Here is a 16933-nt window from a genome sequence, read left to right as displayed (position 1 = left end):
GTGATGCTCGATGTGGTCCCGGAGAGCCGTCAGTCGGCCACGCTCTCCTCGAACGCCTTCAGCGCCGCGGCTCCCACGGCCTTGTCCTGTTCCCCATTGCCGCCGCTGATTCCCACACCACCGACGACATTGCCGTTGTAGACGAGGGGGAACCCACCGACGAAGGTGGCGAACTTGCCGGGATGCATCTGATTGATGCCGAATGCTTCGTTGCCCGGCAGTGCGGGCCCGTTCGGAGGCTCGTTGAACAGGTGGGTGGCGCGCTCATGCCCGGCCGCCGTGAACGCCTTGGCGGTCGCGATGTCCACCCCCGTCAGTCGGGCGCCGGTCATGCGATGCAGGGCGATCGCGTGGCCACCATCATCGGCGACGCAGATCGTCTCCTTGACACCGATCCGCTCGGCCTCCTTCTCCGCGGCCTGCAGGATGGTGAGCGCCTCGTCGAGGGTCAGGCGGTGAACGGTCAGCATCAGGTCTCCTCGTATCCGAAGTACACGGTTTTGGTGTCGGTGACGAAATCGAGCGCTGTACGCCCTCCCTCGGGGAAAGCCCCGGAACTGGAGGCCTTCCAGCCACCGAAAGGTGGTGCGAGCCCGTTGCCGGTCGTGCGCTCGTTGATCTTGACGATCCCGCAGGTCGCCTGGTGAGCGAAGCGATGTGCCCGGCGCAGATCGGTCGTGTGGAGGGCGGTGACCAAGCCGTGGGCGGAGGCGTTCACCCTCGCCGTGGCGGTCTCGACGGAATCGACCGGTACGACCGACAGCAGCGGCCCGAAGATCTCGTCGGTGTTCAGCGGATGCTCCGCAGGCACGTCGGTGAGTACCGTCGGCAGCACCCAGTAGCCATCGGGGTCGACGGAGGGATCCAGTTCGGCCTGGCCGGCCACCGTCCCCGCACCGGCAGCGGAGTCGAGCAGCGCGCTCAGACGCTCGTACTGGGCCGCGGTCGCCACCGGCCCCACCCTGCTGGCAGGATCCTCGCCCGAGCCGACACGCATCCCCCGGACCTCCTGGCTCAGCAACGTCACGAAATCGTCGTAGACGTCTTGCTCCACCAGTACGCGGTCCGTGGCGGTGCACGCCTGCCCGGTGAGCTCGAATGCGCCGGAAGCCACGGCACGCGCGGCACGAGCGAGGTCGGCATCGGCGCACACAACCGCGGCATTGTGGCCACCCAACTCGAACTGCAGCCGCGCTCGCGCGTTCGTGGTGCCCCGCAGCAATTCGCCGACGGCGTCGGAACCGGTAAAAGACACAGCATCGATCTCGGGGCCCCCGACCAGGGCGTCCATCGCCGCACGATCGTCACCCTGGACGAGAGCCAGCACATCCTCGGGGACACCGGCGGCATGGCAGGCCTCGGCGAAAATCTCACCCGCACCGGCAGTCACCCGGGAAGGCTTGAACAGGACGGCGTTTCCGGCGGCCAAAGCGGGAGCGATCTTGCGGGCCGCGAGTGACACCGGAAAGTTCCACGGCGTGATCGCGACGACGACACCGAGCGGGGACCGCAGGGTGTAGGCGAACGTACCCGGACTTTCCTGCGGGTACGTGCTGCCCTCCACCTGGTGGGCAAGCTGCGCTGCGAATCGGAACTGCTCGGCGGCCTTGCCCACCTCACCGGTAGCGGCAGCGAGTGTCTTGCCCTCCTCACGTGTGATCAGCAGTGCGAGTTCGGAAGTGCGAGCGGTCAACTCGTCGGCGACCCCGGACAAGACGGCGGCGCGCCGACCCGGTGGAGTGGCAGCCCATTCGGGGGCAGCAGCCCTTGCCGTGCGTACCGCATCGCGCACCTGGTCGACAGTGGCAGCGGTGAACTCGCGCCCCACCTGGCCCGGTACCGCCGGATTCACCGACCAGAAGGACGTGCTCGCCACCGTTGATTTCATCTCCCCGATCGCCTGGCTCATCATTCTCCTCAGCACGGGATGGATATCCGGTACCGAAAAGTTGACCATTGAAGCGACCGCCGTGACACCATATGATCTGCACGATAATTCGAGGAGGATATGGGCAAATGGCACATGAATCCGCTTCCTCGTATGCGGGTGACCGCACCGACTCCGAACCGCACGTCACGGTGGAGATGCTGCTGGCCGAGCCGTTGCTGCGCGGCTGCCTGGTCGGCGGGCGCTCCGGTCTCGCCAATGGCGTGACCTGGTGCCTGCCGTTGTCCGAAGTGGATGGCACAAGCTCGTTCCCGGCCCGGAACAAGGGCTGCGATCTCGCCGGAGTCGCCATTCATGTCCCGAACAGTCACTTCGCCACCGGCGATCGGGCGCAGTCCCTGATGACCCGACTCGCCCAGCGAGGTGCCTCCGCCGTACTCGCCTGGCCCGACAATGGCATCAAGACCGGTCTGGATGCCGCTGCCCGCTCGGCGGACACCACCTCGATCCCGCTGCTCGCGCTCGGCCAGGAAGCCACCTTCCGACGGATCGGGCATCTGGTGGCCACCAAGGTGCTCGCGCAGAGCGCGCATGTACTCGAGTACAGCATGCGGGTGCACCAAGCTCTCGGAGAAGTCTTCGCTCGGGGTTCCGGACTCGCCGCGATGGCGCGCACCATGTCGCATTTGTCCCGCACCCCGGTGCTCCTCTTCGGCGCGGACGGCGAGGTACTGGCCCATGCCGGCGCCACGGAAACAGAAGAGCCCCCCGTCGACGTCGACCCCGCCATCGTGACCCGGCTGATCACCCGGAACGGGCAGGATCGGGCCGCGGCCTCGGGCAATGGGACCGTGCCACACGCACACACCGCCGCACTCGGATCACAGGACCACCCCACGCACGCGGTCGTGGCGCCGGTGACGGTCGCAGGTGATCCGTACGGTCTCGTCGCGATCGTGGAGCCGGTCTGGCCCGCAGACGAGCACGACCTCGCCCAGCACAGCGTCATCGCCGAGCAGGGGGCGACACTCGCCGGCTCGGAATTGCTGCGGCAGCGTTCGGTACACGAGGCCGAAGAGCGAGCACGCGACGACTTCGTGGACGCGTTGCTCCACGGACGATTCACCGATCAACACGAACTCGCCGCTCGCTCCCGGCACTACCGGTTCGATCCGGAGGGGCGTTTCGCCGTCTTCGTCGTGACCCTGCACGACATGGATCCCGAGCGCAGGCCGGACGTGTCCCGAGCCGCCGCGGCCACCAGAGCCGCCGCGGAGCTGGAGCCGAACGTCGACATGCTCACCCTCACGACCCAGATCGGCTCCATGATCGTGGTCGTCCGCCAGCTGCCGGACTCCATTCCTCCACAACGTGGCGAAGCACTCGCCGAGAGCCGGGCCCTGCGCCACTTCGCCGAGCAGCTGAGCCGGATGATGCGTACTCGCCTCGGTGACGGAGTGCGCATTGTCTACGGACGCGGCGGTACGGGTGCGGCCGGCGTGGCGGACAGCTACCGCGAGGCACGTACGACAGTGGCTCTCGGACAGCGAGTCACCGTGCCGTCCGTCTGCGGTTACGACGAGTTGCGCGTGTTCGCAGCGATTCAGGAGATCGCCGACAGCAAGCCCGGCCGAACATTCGCGACGGAACTGCTCGAACCGCTGCGCCGAGCCGACGGACAGACCGGCAATCTCGAAGAGATCGTTCTCGCCTACATCAAGGAATCCGGCAACCTCAACGCCGCCGCCCGACGACTACAGCTGCATCGCAACACCATGCTCTACAAGCTGGAACGGGCTTCGCGAGCACTGCAAATGGATGTGCGGATGTCCGAGACGCAATTCATGGTCTGGCTCGCCAGCCACATCGACACGCTCAGCGAGGTGCACAGCGCCCTCGACAACGAGCTCACACCGCCGACGGAGTGAATCACGCCCCACGGCCGGGAGTCGGTCAGCGGAAAGCAGCGGCCTCAGCGGAGGGCGCCTCGGCTTCCCCGGCTTTCGACACCACTGCCGTATCGCGTCCGGCGAAGGAACCAACCAGGCCAAGCACCGCGATGCCGGTGCAGACCCCGAAGACGAGCCCATAGGACGAATCGGGGCCGGCGACCGCACCGACCCAGGACGCGCCGAGCGCGGACCCTCCGAAGCGGAGCAGATTGAACAGACCCAGGCCGGACCCGCGCTGACCGGCTCGGGAACGTGTCGACCCCGCGGCTGCCGGAGTCTGCACGAATGCGACGCCGGCACCGACCACCGCGAGATTGACGATCACGAGCACATCCGGGGGGCGACCGATTCCGAGCTGGACAGTGAGCACCACCTGCCCCAGGACAAGAGCGACCAAGCCGGTGCGCAGTGCGATGCGCGGTGTCAATCGTTCCGTGGCAAGCCCTGCCAGAGGAGCCAGAGCAGCCATCGCGAGAGGCATGGCCAGTACCAGCAGTCCCGCCGTAGCCGTCGCCACGCCGTGGCGCTGTGTCACATACAGCGGCACACCCAGCAAGGTGGCACCCAGGCAGAACATCTGGGTCAGGACAGCGATCGACGACCGGAGGTAGCGCGGCTCCAGCAACAGCCCCGGAGGCAGAAAAGCATCCCGACGCCCCGATTCCACCCGGACGAACCCCATACCGGCACACACGCCGCCGGCGGCAGTGATCCACACCGCCACAGAGGAGAGGCCCAACGGCCCGACGAGACTCGCGGAACCGAGACACAGAGCGGCACTCAGCGTCAGAAGCAGCGCGCCACGCCACTCGAGCGGAATCGGCCGAGCCGAGCCCCGAGGCACGAGCCGGAGAGCCATCACCAGCGCGAGCAGCGCCAACGGAATCGTGGGCCAGAAAATCGCCCGCCACCCGACCCAGTCCGCGAGGAGGCCGCCGAGAGCGGGCCCGGCCGCCTGTCCGGCGCCATTGACGCCGGCCCAGAATCCCAGTGCGCGGCCTCGGCTCCCCGGGCCGAACATCGCCGCGATCAGCACCATGACCCCGGGCAGGACCGCAGCGGTCGCGGCCCCTTGCAGGGCGCGGAAGGCGACCAGCAGCGGCAGGCTCGGCGCGAGCGCCGCACCGGCCGCACCGACCGCCAACAGGACCATTGCGGCGCAGAAGACCTGGCGGTGACCAAGCCGATCACCGAGCCAGCCGGAAAGAGGCATCAACACGGCGAAAGCCAGGACGAAGGCGACAACGACCAGAGCACCGTAGGCCAGAGACACGTCGAAGTCGGCCAGGATCTCGGTCATCGGCACGTTGACCACGCTGTTGTTGACGGTACCGGTGAACGTGCCGATGAGCAGGGGCACGAGCGCGAACCATGCTCGCCGGGAAGTCGGCTCCACCGCCGTCACACCGTGCCCCTCTGCTGCGCCATGATCGAGACCATAGTCGCAGGCTCCGCCTTATGAGCCATGACCGCCAGAGGCAGTGTGCACATGTGACCTCTCCGATCCTGTGCAGAGGCACCATGCCTGCTCGGTCGGCCCTTTTTTGCCATCACACCTTTCGTGCACTGGTTTGCCGTGCGCAATCCAGCACCAGCTCGGCGAATACCGCCGGATGGCTGAGGTGTGGCGCGTGGCCGGCTCCGGCCACGACATGACGGCGGCAGCGTGGCGGCGTGGCGGCGAGCATCTCGGCCACCGGGGCGTAGGCCGGCAGACTCACGTCACCGTGGCTGACCGTGATCGGATGCGGATAATCGGCGAGCAACTCCGGCCGGACCGCAAGCCGCTGTGGATCGCGGGACTGGTCCAGCCACGTGTCGGCATTGGCGATGCAGGTTTGCCGGATTTCCGGGGTGAACACGTGCTCCCAGGTGCCGGGACCGAATGCGGCATTGTTCACGAAATGCCGCACCCCTTCGTCGACGGCTCCCTCGGTGATGAGCGCGGCCGCACGGCGCAGATGTTCACCGGCCTCCTCGGCCAGGTGCCGGGTCGGCTCCCTGTCGCGCAGCAGAGCGAACAGCGGCGGCTCGTGCACCAACAAGCCACCGGTCAGGTCGGGATGACGGGCTCCGAGCAACAACGTCGTGCTCGAGCCGTACGAGTGACCGACCACCAGCGGGGCGTCGAGTTCGAGTGCGCCCAGCAGCTCGGCCAGGTCCTCGACGTCCTCCCATATCGTGCCCTGACCGGGTGGGCAACTGCTCCCGCTGTGGCCTCGGCGATCGTAGGTCACCACTTGGTGCTTGCCGGTGAGAGACGGGACCACTCGATCCCAGGCGTGGTGATCGTCCAACGATCCGTGCACCAGCACCACCGGCGGGCCCGACCCCGCGATTCTCACCGCGAGTTCCACCCCATTGACTTCGATACGCAGTGACTCGACGTCCGATGTGCTCGTCATAGCGCCTCCACTGAGAAGTGCCCGTGCTCGGGTCCGATGCATTGCGCGATATCCTCGGCTCGCCCGTGGCGCCGACAACGGTCGCGCATATGGATCAGTCCTAGCAGCTGCGGACGACCAAGAGCCATGTCCACTCTGCACAGAGCGGAGCACATATTTCGGGCACCATGTCCGAGGACGCATTCGACGAATTCCCGGATTGTCAATGGGACGCACTGCACAATGAATTCGAAGCATTCTGTGCAGTTGTTCCTGGTTCAATCGCACTCGCGGCTGTCATCCTGATTCATCATTCAGCGCCGCCGGAGGCTGTGCGAACAACGGCAACACGTTCGGCACCACGCGGGGATTCCCTCGGTCCCCGATGTCACCACACGAGAAGTCCGTGCCGGTCGGACTCACGACTCGATCGAACCGGTGCACTGTGCATCGAGTCGAACCTCAACTCGCATCGCTCTCGACTTGCTGGCCGATCACCCACCGGAGGTGCCGGTATGGATCTCACCGCTGCCCATTGGATCTACCTCGCCGGAATCGCACTGCTGATCTCCTTGGTCGTACTGAAAAAGAACGTGGTGGCGCCTGCCATCGCCGCCACCTTCCTCACCGCGGCGGTGATGACAGAAAGCATCACGACCGGCATCAGCGCCGTCTTCAGGGCAACACTCACCTCCACCACCGAACTGCTGACCATTTTCCTGATCATCGCGATCATGACCTCGCTCATTCAAGCGCTCCGCGCCGCCGGCGCGGACGAACGCATGATCAGCCCGTTCCAACGGTTGATGCGCAACGGTCCGACCGCGTACGTGGTACTGGCCGTGATCACCTTCGGGCTCTCGCTGGTGTTCTGGCCGACCCCGGTGATCCCACTACTGGCTGCCATCCTGATCCCGGCGGCACTGCGGGTCGGACTGAGCCCGATGGGCGCGGCAATCGCCATCGCGATCGCCGGGCAAGGCATGGCTCTCTCTTCGGATTACATCCTCGGCGTGGCACCGGGTCTATCCGCTCAAGGAGCCGGGGTTCCCGCGAGTGACATCGCGGACCGGGCGCTGGTGATCGCCCTCATCGTGGGGACGGTCGCGCTCGTTGCCGCCTACTTCATCACGGTGCGAAGCACGATCGCCCAATCCGACACAGTGCGCGCACCCATGCATGCCATGGCGGGCGGGCCGAGCAGTGGCTCCGGCGGCAGCACCGACGCCGGCGAGAGCGAGGCGGTCAACGACGAGCTGGACATGGGCCACCAGGCTCCACGAGAGGTGATCAGCGAGCAGCGCTCGAAATTGCTGTCTCTTTCGGTCCCGGTGTGCTTCGGTGCATTGCTCGTCTTCATCCTGCTGGGACGCTTTACCTCGGTCGTCCCCACCATGGACGACGGTGCGGGAGCAACGTTGGTCGGTGGGACCGCGGCGCTGCTGCTCATAGCGATCACCGGGTTGTCCGCAGGACCGAAGTGGCTCGAGCGATCCGCTGACCACTTCGTGCACGGCGTGTCGTTCGCGTTCCGAGTGATGGGCATGGTGATCCCGGTAGCGGGCTTCATCTATGTCGGTCTCGGTAGCTTCTCCGGCCGGATCCTCGGCCTGCCGGAGGATGCCGAAGCACCCAGCCTCCTCCTCGACGTCGTCGCGAAGGTGCAGGAACACATTCCGGCCAATCCATTCGTCGTGCTCTTCGCCATGCTGTTCATCGGCATGATGCTCGGCCTGGACGGCAACGGCTGGCCAGGGCTGCCCTTCACCGGCACGCTGGCCTCGGCCCTGGGCGATGAGACGGGTGTGGACCCTGCGGTTCTGGCCGCAGTGGCTCAGAACGGCTCGACCTGGGTCGGCGGCGGCACTCTCGTGATCTGGTCGACACTCATCGCGGTTGCCGGAGTCACCGGCGTATCGGTGATCGAGCTGGCACGCAGGCTCTTCCTACCGGTTGTCGGGGGTCTTGTGATCGCCACGCTCGCGGCGGGGGTGATCTGGTAAGCGTTCACCTCGAGGCAGGGCAGCCCCCCCATCGCCGCCAGGGCTGGCCGACCGCGAGTGCCATGCTCCTGATCGCCGTGGGCATCATCATGTTCGGCCGCCACTTGCTGCTGTCCCGGACATCGGCGCGGTGACCGGCCGCGCAGGGCAGACCCCTGAGCGGAGTCTGCCCTGTGATCACCGGTTCCGCAGGCGAGCTCAGCTGCCGGTGGTGCTCCGGCGCCGGGAGCGGGCCGATCCGTAAGCCGTGGCCAGCCACGCCAGGCTGAGAGCGCCCAACATCAGTCCGAAGTCGCGCAGCGCGACGTCGAAGAATCCCGGATAGCTCAACAGGCTGATCACGATCCCGGCGAGCCAGGCGGCCACGAGCAGAGCCCCGTAGCGGGGTTTGACCGCCACGGTGATCCCGGCGACGATCTCGATCACCCCGACCACGAGCATCGCCTGGTGAGCGCTGAACGGAACGAGCGCGGCGATCCACGGAGCCAGGTACTGCTGCCAGTCGGTGAGCAGGTTGGCGAACTTGTCCGCCCCGACCACGATCGGCAGCACCGTGAAACCGACCCGCAGCAGCAGGTACGCGCCATAGGCGGGTTCGGTGCGAACCCGGTGTGCGATCTCGTTCATCCCGTGTGCGCTGGGTGGGTGGAGTTCGGTGGTGGTCATTGTGAGCCTCCATGTAAAAACAACGAGATGTATTTTTAGAATCGCACGTCGCCGCGATTTGTCAATACTCGTTGGCGCTAGAATGTGGTATGGCGACGAACGGACCGCCCGATCAGGCGGAACTGGCCGGGTTGAGCAGCCTCGAAGACCCGGTGCGGCGGCGGCTGTACGAGTACGTGGGCGAGCACGACGAGCCGGTCTCGCGCGACCAGGCCGCCACCGCGGCCGAAGTCGGGCGCACGCTGGCGGCCTACCACCTCGACAAGCTGGTCGAGGCCGGTCTGCTGGCGACCACCTACCAGCGCCCTGCCGGGCGGGGTGGACCGGGCGCCGGGCGGCCGGCCAAGCTCTACACCAGGGCCGAGCAGGAACTGGCGGTCAGCGTCCCCCCGCGCGACTACGAACTGCTGGCGCGGCTGCTGGTCGAATCCGCCGAACACGACACCTCCGGTGCGGTGCGAGTCGCCATCGACGAAACGGCTCGCGAGGCAGGCATGCGGATGGTGACCGAACCGGGCGCGGGCATGGTGGTGGCGCTGCGCGAGTGCGGCTACGAGCCGTGCGAGAGCGGGAACGACATCGAGCTGCGCAACTGCCCGTTCCACCGCCTCGCCCGGGATCACCGGGACCTGGTGTGCGGCCTCAACCTGCACCTGATCGAGGGAGTGATCGCCGGTGTGGGCGCAGGTGCACACGCCGCCCTCGACCCCCGGCCGGGCCGCTGCTGCGTCATCGTGCACCGGGACTGACCAGTCCTGCCGGGGCCTTCGGCAGCGAGCACGACACGGCGTCCTGCCCGCTGCGCACCGAGCGAGCGCGCCGGGCCCCGCTGTGCGGAGCCCGGCGCGCCCTCGGGGTTTCCGAGCAGCCTCAGGAGGCTTCGGCGAGGAACGGGTAATCGGTGTACCCGCGCTCGTCACCGCCGTAGAACGTGCCGTGGTCACCCTCGTTGAGCGGGGCACCGACACGGAATCGCTCCGGCAGGTCGGGGTTGGCCAGGAACGAGCGCCCGAACGCGACCAGGTCGGCCGCACCCGAGGCGAGCGCCTCCTCGGCGGTGTCGCGGGTGTACTCACCGTTGGTGATGATCGTCCCGGAATACGCCGACCGCGACAGCGCGGTGGGCCCCCCGACGTGCTCCAACCCCTGCGGTGGCAGGACCTGTGAGGTCTCGACCACGTGCAGGTAGGCGAGACCGAAGCCGTCTAGGGCCTTGGCCGCGTAGCCGAACGTCTCGACGGGGTCGTCGTCGAAGGTGCCGTTGAAAGTGCCGCCCGGCGACAGCCGGACACCCACCCGGTCGGCGCCCCACACGTCGGCCACCGCCTCGGTCACCTCCAGCAACAGCCGGGTCCGGTTGGCCACCGAACCGCCGTATTCGTCGGTGCGCCGGTTGGAACCACTCTGCAGGAACTGGTCCAGCAGGTACCCGTTCGCGCCGTGCACCTCCACGCCGTCGAAGCCCGCGTTCCGGGCCCGCTGGGCCGCCTGACGGAACTCGCCGATCACCGTCGACAGATCCTCGGTGCTCAACGCCCTGGGTGTCGGAACGGGTTGCATCCCCGAGGGGGTAAAGATGTCGGTGTCGGGGTTGACCGCCGAGGGGGCGACCGGGGTCCGGCCGTGCACGGACTCGTGTCCCATGCGGCCCACATGCCACAGCTGGGCGAAGATCCGCCCGCCTGCCGCGTGCACCGCCTCGGTCACCTCGCGCCACCCGTCCTCGTGCTCCTCGGTGTGGATGCCGGGCGTGTAGGGATAGCCCTGCCCCAGCACGCTGACCTGGGTGCCCTCGCTGATGATGAGTCCGGCACCGGCCCGCTGCGCGTAGTAGCGGGCGTTGATCCGGCCCTGCACCGTCTCCGGAGCGCGGCTGCGGGTCATCGGAGCCATCAGGACCCGATTCGGCAGCGTGAGGGGCCCCAGACGGTACGGGTCGAACAGTCGCATCGCAGGTCTCCTTGTCGTCGGCACGCGAGCTCGTCCAGGCTTGTACGACGTTTGTCGTACTACGAACTCGGCCCTACAAACACGTCCTCTGCTCGTACGATTCCTGTCGTACACTGTGGGCATGCTCACCAGTCGAGCCCGGAGTCCCGCGGCGGGGAAGGCACTGGAGCAGCCCGACCTTCGAAACATCGGTGTCGAGCAGGTGCTGCGGGCACTCGGTGAACCGGTGCGACTGCGGATCGTGCGGGCTCTCGCGTGCGCCGAGCACCCGATGTCCTGTGGCGCCTTCGAGCTCGGTGTGTCCAAGTCGACCTCGACACACCACTTCCGGGTACTCCGGGAAAGCGGGATCATCTCGCAGTACGAGGAGGGCACGGCCCGCTACAGCGAACTGCGCACCACCGAACTCGACGAACGTTTTCCCGGCCTGCTCCGGGCGATTCTCGACGCCGAGTAGTTCCGCCGAACGAACTCCGGCAGCATGCAGACTCCACCCGGCCGCGTTGTGCGGTGTCAGGGGGTGCTGTGTTGTTGGATGAGGCAGTGGGCCATGGGTTTGGCGCGGCGGGCGGCGTGGCGGTCGCCTTCGGCGGCGGCGATGATGGAGCCTTTCATGAGGATGTGCCAGGAGTGGGCGAACTCTGCCGGGCAGGCCAGCCCGGCACGTTCGGCCCGTTGCCGCACGAGGGCGCGGATGTTGTCCAGGTACTGGGCGCTGGCCCGGCCCAGCGGGTGCTCGGGGCCGTGGCCGTGCATTTCCAGCAGCACGTTGATGAACGAGCAGCCCTCGAAGTCGGTGCGGTGAAACCACTCGTCGAACACGTCGAAAAGGGCCAGCAGCTGCTGCTGCGGCGTGGTGCCGCGCCGGGCGGATTCGACGGCGAGGAACTCGCGGGTCCAGCGCTGCTCGCGCTCGGCCAGAAAGGCCAGCACCAGCTCGGTTTTGGACGGGAAGTGCCGATACAGGGTGGCCTTGGCCACCCCGGAGCCGGCGATGACCTCGTCGATACCGACGTCGCCGACCCCGCGCCGGGCGAACAGCGCATAGGCGGTGTCCAGAATGCGCTCCCGCGGACCCGCACGCGCAGACACATCGCCGACAGTAGCCATATTCTCTCCACTCTACCGCTTCCTCCGAGGGCACAGAAACTCCGCGGAGCGGCAGCGCTCCACGTGGACGGACCTGTCTGTCTTCCTTAGGGTGGAGGTGGCTGGTTGAACAAGCAGCCGGCAGACCGACCGCGTGAGGGTCGCCGCGTTGGTTGTTCCCATGCCGCTCAGACGCCGAGGGGCACGGCGATGGGATCTTCCTTGCGGGCCCTCCCCTGCGGCTGCGCTGCTGCTGACGAACGCACGGCGTGAGCCCTCGACCCAGAGGAGAATGACGTGCCCACCGACGTTCCGATCACCAACCACCTCGGCCCGGCCGGTACCGACTTTCCTGCGGACGTCGCAGGAGTCTCCACCGACAGGCGGGCCACGCCCGCGGGCAGCCCCCCGTTGCTGCTGCGCATGAGCTACGCCGCCCCACAAGTGGCGGTGCTGAGCGTGGCCGGTGACCTGGACCTGGCCACGACCCCGCAGCTCGAGCGGCTGCTGTGGCCACGCTTGAACAGCACGGTGTCCGCGCTGGTGCTCGACCTCGGTGAAGTGACGTTCCTCGGCCTCACCGGACTGGAACTGCTGGCAAACGCCCATACCTATGCCGCCCACCGCGGCATTCCGCTGTGTGCCGTGAACCGGAACCACGCCGTCGACCGCGCACTGGCAGCCGGCGGACTCACCACCGTCCTGCCGTGCTTCGGCACGGTGACCGACGCCCTGACGCACATGCGTGGAGACGACACCACCGGCCGGGAACACACCCCCCGTCCCGTGCCGGCTCCCCGATAACCCCTCGGTGCCGTCCCGCCCGGGCTCCCGGTTGAGCAACCAACCGGGAGCCCGGGCTTTCAGGAAAGGATCGATGCTCGCTGTCATCCCGCAGGCTTGTTTCCGGAAGCGCACCCCTCCCTGAAGATCGACGAAGCAGGAACTGCTCATGGAAACCGACCCGCACATTCCCTCCGCTGCCCGTCCCGATGCCGATTCCCTCTCGGTACCACCGTCCGCGATGACGTGCCAGGTCTGCGGACATCCCGCCCTGCAAGCCCAGGAGCTGCACGAGGGGTTCGTGCAGGAGCTGAGCTCACGGCTGATCTGCCGGGTATGCGGGGCGCACCGCGTGATGAACACGTAAAGGAGCACCATGCCGAGGGACTCCGTGCCAGGAGGGCACGTGCCCGCACGCGCTGAGACGGGCGGGGCCCGCCCGCCCCGGTGTCACCGGTGCGGGCGCGTGCTCGACTCCCGCACCGTGCTGCGCAGCCTGGCGCACGACCCCGTCGACGGCACCGCGACCGTGCTCACCGCCTGCTCGCCCGAGCATCTGCAAGTGCTGCGCGAGAGTCTGCTCGTCCATTGACCACACTGATCCGCCCCGACGCGGTGAGCCGCGCCGAGGATGTGGGTATCTCCCCGAATGCGAGCGTTGGCCGCGAACAACCACGGTGCGAGGTGCGTATGGATGCTGCGGCGCTGAACGAATCCCTGCTGGCCCACACCGCAGGCAAGCTCGGGCTCCGCGATGCGGCCGAGGGATACGCGCAGGCCGTGCATGAAGCGGCCGAAGCCGTCGGTGTCGCACTCGCCGGAGTCGACGTGGCCGGTGACGGGACGCGGATCTCGGTGCGGCCGGCCACGCAGCCGGAACTCACCGTGGAGTGGGTCCCCGCAGCCGGGTGGTATCTGAACACCGAGGACGGCAGCCGCGCGTATCGGGTCACCCGGGAAGCCGACGCCGCGGGCGTGATCCCGGCACCCGACACCGTGGCCGCCTGGCTGAGCGTGCTGGCCGCGGGTGATCGCAGCGGCCACGCCGAACCGCCCGAGGAACCCACCGCCGACGATCCGGCCCTGCTGGAACTGCTGGTCACGCGCGGCGCCGGGCACTCCAGCAGCGGCTCCTGAGCAGGGCGGTGCCACCGAAAGCAAGGCATCACACAGCACAGAACTGCCCACGCCGGGACACTGCCCGCCGGCAGAGAGCAGGGGCTTTCGGCAGGTTGCCTGCGCGTTACTCGTCTGCGGACCGTGCCTGCGCGGTGGTGCCGCGCATCGTCTCGGTCAGCACGTGTTCGAGGACCTCGCCGATGTCGTGATGGCGGCGGAACACCTCGCGCTGCCTGCTCGTGGCGCTGCCCCGCTCCCGCAGCTCCCGCAGCAGCGAGGCAACCCGGTCCAGGTCACCGGATTCCTCCAGCGCCGGGTGCACGTGCCGCACCAGCCCATCGAGTAGATCCCAGGCGGGCAGCACCCGACGCGTGAACACATCGAACCCCACCCCCTCCAACCCCTCGCGCGCGGCACGCCAGCAGGCCGCCTGCAGCATCTGATCGTCCACCGGCGCCACGGGCCTGCCACCGGCGATGTCGTCCAGCGCGGTGATCACCAGCGCCCGGACCAGACCGGCGAGCAGCACCGCCTCCTCGGCGGTGGCAGCGGTATCGGCGACCCGCATCTCCAGGGTCGGCAGACGCTCGGACGGCCGCACGTACCAGTAGAGCATGCCGAGGTCGAGCACCATGCCCGAATCCACCAGGGTGTCGACGAGGGTGCGGTAGTGCTCGACCGAGGTGAAATGCGGGGGCGGGCACGCGGTGGGCAATCGCGACCACAGGACGGTGCGCCAGCTCGCGTAGCCGGTGTCGGCGCTGCGGAAGAACGGAGAATTGGTGGTGACCAGCAGCAGGGCGGGCAGCCACGGGCGCAGATGGTTGCTCACCAGCAACGCGGACTCCAGATCGAGCGTGCCGACGTGCACGTGACAGGCACACACCCCCTGGTCCTCGACGAGGACGCCGTAGTTGTCGTACATCCGGCGGTAGCGCGGGGTATCGGTCACCGGCGGTGGCCCCGCCTGCCCGGTCGGTGGCGCGGCGATCGCGGCCAACCTGCGGCCACGCTGCCCGGCGGCAGCGGCCAGGTCCGTGCGCAGATACGCCAGCTTCCGGTGCAGTTCCTCCAGTTCGTGACACACCGAGCTGGAGGTTTCGATCTGGGCGGGGGCGAGCTCGAGCTGCACCTCCCCCTCCTCCTGGCTGCGCCGGATGCGCGAGGCAGCGCCCCCGTCCCCCGTGGGCTGCAGGCTCTCGGAGTCCAGAAGCAAGAACTCCTCCTCGACTCCCAAGGTGGGGATGGTGCGCTGCCCGTTTCCGGCCCAGGGGCCTGCGTCGGGACGAGTCATTCACCTCTCCGTTGGTGAGCGCCCTCCGCGCCGGCCCAGGGCGGGACCGGCCCGAGTGGGAGGGCTGCATACGGACACCCACGCCCGTCTTACCCGTGCGCAGGGGAAATCAACCGCATCACCCGGGTGGCGGGTGTGCGCCGGCCGATCATTCGGCCGCCCACACGGCCTCGGCGCCGACCCGGGTTTCGAGGACGGGAACTCGGGCCAGGTGGTCGGCGTCCACGGTGAGCGGGTTCTCGCCCAGCACCGCGAAATCCGCCAGTTGCCCGGGCACGAGCCGTCCCTTCGTGGTCTCCTCCCCCGAGGCATACGCCGACCCGGTGGTGTACAGCGCGAGTGCCTCGGCAGCGGTGATGCGCTGTGTCGGCCCGAACGGCTCGCCGTCCGGGGCGAGCCGGGTCACGCAGCTGCGCAGGGCGAACAGCGGCTCGTACGGTCCGCAGGGATAGTCCGAGGAGCCGGCGACCGCCACACCCGCATCGAGTAGCCCGCGATGGGCGAACATCCGCTCGGCCCGCTGCGGCCCGTAATAGCCGATGAGCTTGTCACCGTGCGCGGCGACGTAGTTGCCGAAGGGGACGGCGACCATACCGTGCTGCCGCATCCGGACCAGCAGCTCGTCGTCGACGATCGAGCAGTGCTCGATGCGGTGGCGCATGTCGGGCCGGGGGTCGTTGCTCTGCGCCTTGTCCACCGCATCGAGCACCCGGCGGATGGCGCGGTCGCCGTTGGCGTGCACACCGACCCGCCACCCGGCCTCGTGGACCTCGCGGACGAGGTCGTCGAGCTCCGCCGCGGACAGGCGCTCGATCCCGTGCCGATCGGTGCCTTCGAGGGGCTGCTCGACCAGACAGGTCCCGCCGTTGACCGCGCCGTCGGCGAAGGCCTTGACCCCGCCGAGACGGAGCCGATCGCCGGGCTCGGGTGGCTCGAGCTGCAGGGAGCGGAAGTGGTCGAAGTGCTCGTGGGCCGCCAGCGCGTTCACCCGCAGGGTGAGCCGGCCGTCCCGCTCGACACGGCGCAGCAGCTCCCAGCTCTGCGGCCCGACGAGGGCGTCGCCGACCGAGGTGATGCCGGCCGCGTGCAGGGCGTGCGCATAGCGCCGGAACGCCTCCGCGCGGTCGTCCATCGAGGGCTGGGGAACGATCGTGCGCCGCCGCGTGAAGGCGGGAAAGGCCAGATCGTAGAGGGCCTGGTCGTGCAGCACCCCGGTGAGCCCGCCGCTCGCATCGCGGCCGAGCTCACCCCCGGCGGGCGGGTCGCTGTCGTCGGTGAGGCCGGCGAGTTCCAGCGCGCGGGTGTTGACCACACCCGCGTGCAACGTCACGTGCACCACCAGAACCGGATGGTCGGGACACGCGCGATCCAGCTCCGCCCGGGTCAGCTCCACTCCCGCATTGCTGCGGAAGTGGTCGTAGCCGCAGCCGAGCACCCACTGCCCCGGCGGCGTCTGCGAGGCCCGCTGCCGCAGAGCGGCAATCAGATCGCCGGTCGAGCCGATGCGCTGCGGCGACAGGTCCACCTGCAGGGACTGCTCGGCACAGATCGTGGGGTGCTGGTGGGCATCGTTGAAGCCCGGCACGACGGTGGCCTGCCCGAAGTCGCACACGTGCGCCGACGGGAACTCCCGCCGCAACTCCTCCAGGCCGCCGGTGGCCACGATCCACTCTCCGCGACTGGCGAGAGCCTGCGGCTCCGGGGTGCTCATCGTGATGATCCGCCGGGCCGTGAAGATCCGCACCGGCTCCGCCTCGGCCGAGAAACGCTGCACTGCCACCACTCCTCCCTGCCTGCATCCCAGT

At 68.3% G+C, this 16933-nt stretch carries 17 protein-coding genes; 8 read left to right on the top strand and 9 right to left on the bottom strand.

The genetic code is table 11. From position 1 onward, the window contains the following. Nucleotides 1–29: 29 nt before the first annotated feature. Together DFQ14_RS04020 and DFQ14_RS04015 are read right to left on the bottom strand one after the other, a co-directional pair. Entirely contained in the window at nucleotides 30–470 is a 441-nt protein-coding gene (locus DFQ14_RS04020; RefSeq protein ID WP_114451704.1) for a GlcG/HbpS family heme-binding protein, read from the bottom strand. Then, on the bottom strand, nucleotides 470–1909 hold the full coding sequence (locus tag DFQ14_RS04015; RefSeq protein ID WP_246195290.1) for an aldehyde dehydrogenase family protein: 1440 nt from the start codon (nucleotides 1907–1909) through the stop codon (nucleotides 470–472). Before DFQ14_RS04015 ends, DFQ14_RS04020 begins: the two co-directional genes overlap by 1 nt. 107 nt (nucleotides 1910–2016) lie before the next feature. On the opposite strand from DFQ14_RS04015, the gene DFQ14_RS04010 reads away from it, so the two are divergent. Beyond that, entirely contained in the window at nucleotides 2017–3816 is a 1800-nt protein-coding gene (locus tag DFQ14_RS04010) for a PucR family transcriptional regulator (RefSeq protein WP_114451703.1), read from the top strand. A 25-nt stretch (nucleotides 3817–3841) separates the two neighbouring features. On the opposite strand, the gene DFQ14_RS04005 is transcribed toward DFQ14_RS04010, so the two are convergent. Both DFQ14_RS04005 and DFQ14_RS04000 read right to left on the bottom strand, forming a co-directional pair. Then, nucleotides 3842–5245: an MFS transporter gene (locus tag DFQ14_RS04005; protein ID WP_246195288.1), complete on the bottom strand. Its 1404-nt coding sequence runs from the start codon at nucleotides 5243–5245 to the stop codon at nucleotides 3842–3844. A 145-nt stretch (nucleotides 5246–5390) separates the two neighbouring features. After that, nucleotides 5391–6245: an alpha/beta fold hydrolase gene (locus DFQ14_RS04000; RefSeq protein ID WP_158546648.1), complete on the bottom strand. Its 855-nt coding sequence runs from the start codon at nucleotides 6243–6245 to the stop codon at nucleotides 5391–5393. 494 nt (nucleotides 6246–6739) lie between these two features. Here DFQ14_RS04000 and DFQ14_RS03995 point away from each other — a divergent pair, with 494 nt between their 5' ends. Further along, nucleotides 6740–8227: a permease gene (locus DFQ14_RS03995; RefSeq protein WP_114451701.1), complete on the top strand. Its 1488-nt coding sequence runs from the start codon at nucleotides 6740–6742 to the stop codon at nucleotides 8225–8227. Nucleotides 8228–8425: 198 nt separating this feature from the next. Here the strand turns inward: DFQ14_RS03995 and DFQ14_RS03990 are convergent, their stop codons facing one another. Next, nucleotides 8426–8893: a hypothetical protein gene (locus DFQ14_RS03990; protein WP_114451700.1), complete on the bottom strand. Its 468-nt coding sequence runs from the start codon at nucleotides 8891–8893 to the stop codon at nucleotides 8426–8428. 89 nt (nucleotides 8894–8982) lie between these two features. Here DFQ14_RS03990 and DFQ14_RS03985 point away from each other — a divergent pair, with 89 nt between their 5' ends. After that, on the top strand, nucleotides 8983–9642 hold the full coding sequence (locus DFQ14_RS03985; RefSeq protein ID WP_114451699.1) for a helix-turn-helix transcriptional regulator: 660 nt from the start codon (nucleotides 8983–8985) through the stop codon (nucleotides 9640–9642). A gap of 121 nt (nucleotides 9643–9763) precedes the next feature. On the opposite strand, the gene DFQ14_RS03980 is transcribed toward DFQ14_RS03985, so the two are convergent. Then, nucleotides 9764–10843 carry an alkene reductase gene (locus DFQ14_RS03980; protein WP_114451698.1) on the bottom strand — a complete coding sequence of 360 codons (1080 nt, stop codon included), beginning with the start codon at nucleotides 10841–10843 and terminating at the stop codon, nucleotides 9764–9766. Between the two features lie 121 nt (nucleotides 10844–10964). Here DFQ14_RS03980 and DFQ14_RS03975 point away from each other — a divergent pair, with 121 nt between their 5' ends. Continuing rightward, the gene (locus DFQ14_RS03975) at nucleotides 10965–11300 is read left to right on the top strand and encodes an ArsR/SmtB family transcription factor (RefSeq protein ID WP_114452100.1); all 336 of its coding nucleotides are present in this window, start codon (nucleotides 10965–10967) and stop codon (nucleotides 11298–11300) included. Nucleotides 11301–11356: 56 nt separating this feature from the next. Here DFQ14_RS03975 and DFQ14_RS03970 read toward each other — a convergent pair whose 3' ends face one another. Next, the gene (locus DFQ14_RS03970; protein WP_114451697.1) at nucleotides 11357–11953 is read right to left on the bottom strand and encodes a TetR/AcrR family transcriptional regulator; all 597 of its coding nucleotides are present in this window, start codon (nucleotides 11951–11953) and stop codon (nucleotides 11357–11359) included. Nucleotides 11954–12229: 276 nt separating this feature from the next. Between DFQ14_RS03970 and DFQ14_RS03965 the strand changes: the two genes are divergently transcribed. The 4 genes from DFQ14_RS03965 to DFQ14_RS03955 all read left to right on the top strand — a co-directional run bounded on the left by DFQ14_RS03965 (nucleotide 12230) and on the right by DFQ14_RS03955 (nucleotide 13852). Continuing rightward, complete coding sequence (locus DFQ14_RS03965; RefSeq protein ID WP_114451696.1) at nucleotides 12230–12736, top strand: STAS domain-containing protein; 507 nt, start codon at nucleotides 12230–12232, stop codon at nucleotides 12734–12736. A gap of 148 nt (nucleotides 12737–12884) precedes the next feature. Further along, nucleotides 12885–13082, top strand: a complete 198-nt coding sequence (locus DFQ14_RS03960; RefSeq protein ID WP_114451695.1) for a hypothetical protein — start codon at nucleotides 12885–12887, stop codon at nucleotides 13080–13082. Nucleotides 13083–13121: 39 nt separating this feature from the next. Continuing rightward, nucleotides 13122–13307, top strand: a complete 186-nt coding sequence (locus DFQ14_RS21625) for a hypothetical protein (RefSeq protein ID WP_147275562.1) — start codon at nucleotides 13122–13124, stop codon at nucleotides 13305–13307. Then, the gene (locus tag DFQ14_RS03955) at nucleotides 13304–13852 is read left to right on the top strand and encodes a DUF6292 family protein (RefSeq protein WP_147275561.1); all 549 of its coding nucleotides are present in this window, start codon (nucleotides 13304–13306) and stop codon (nucleotides 13850–13852) included. Before DFQ14_RS21625 ends, DFQ14_RS03955 begins: the two co-directional genes overlap by 4 nt. Before the next feature lie 106 nt (nucleotides 13853–13958). Here the strand turns inward: DFQ14_RS03955 and DFQ14_RS03950 are convergent, their stop codons facing one another. Together DFQ14_RS03950 and DFQ14_RS03945 are read right to left on the bottom strand one after the other, a co-directional pair. Continuing rightward, nucleotides 13959–15128 (bottom strand): carboxylate-amine ligase, encoded by a 1170-nt coding sequence (locus DFQ14_RS03950; protein WP_114451693.1) that lies wholly within the window; start codon nucleotides 15126–15128, stop codon nucleotides 13959–13961. Between the two features lie 148 nt (nucleotides 15129–15276). After that, on the bottom strand, nucleotides 15277–16908 hold the full coding sequence (locus DFQ14_RS03945) for an amidohydrolase (RefSeq protein WP_338072572.1): 1632 nt from the start codon (nucleotides 16906–16908) through the stop codon (nucleotides 15277–15279). Between the last annotated feature and the right edge of the window lie 25 nt (nucleotides 16909–16933).

It is taken from the genome of Halopolyspora algeriensis (genome assembly GCF_003337235.1).
GTDB classification, from domain to species: domain Bacteria; phylum Actinomycetota; class Actinomycetes; order Mycobacteriales; family Pseudonocardiaceae; genus Haloactinomyces; species Haloactinomyces algeriensis.
This window is presented reverse-complemented; position numbering and strand designations above follow the sequence as displayed.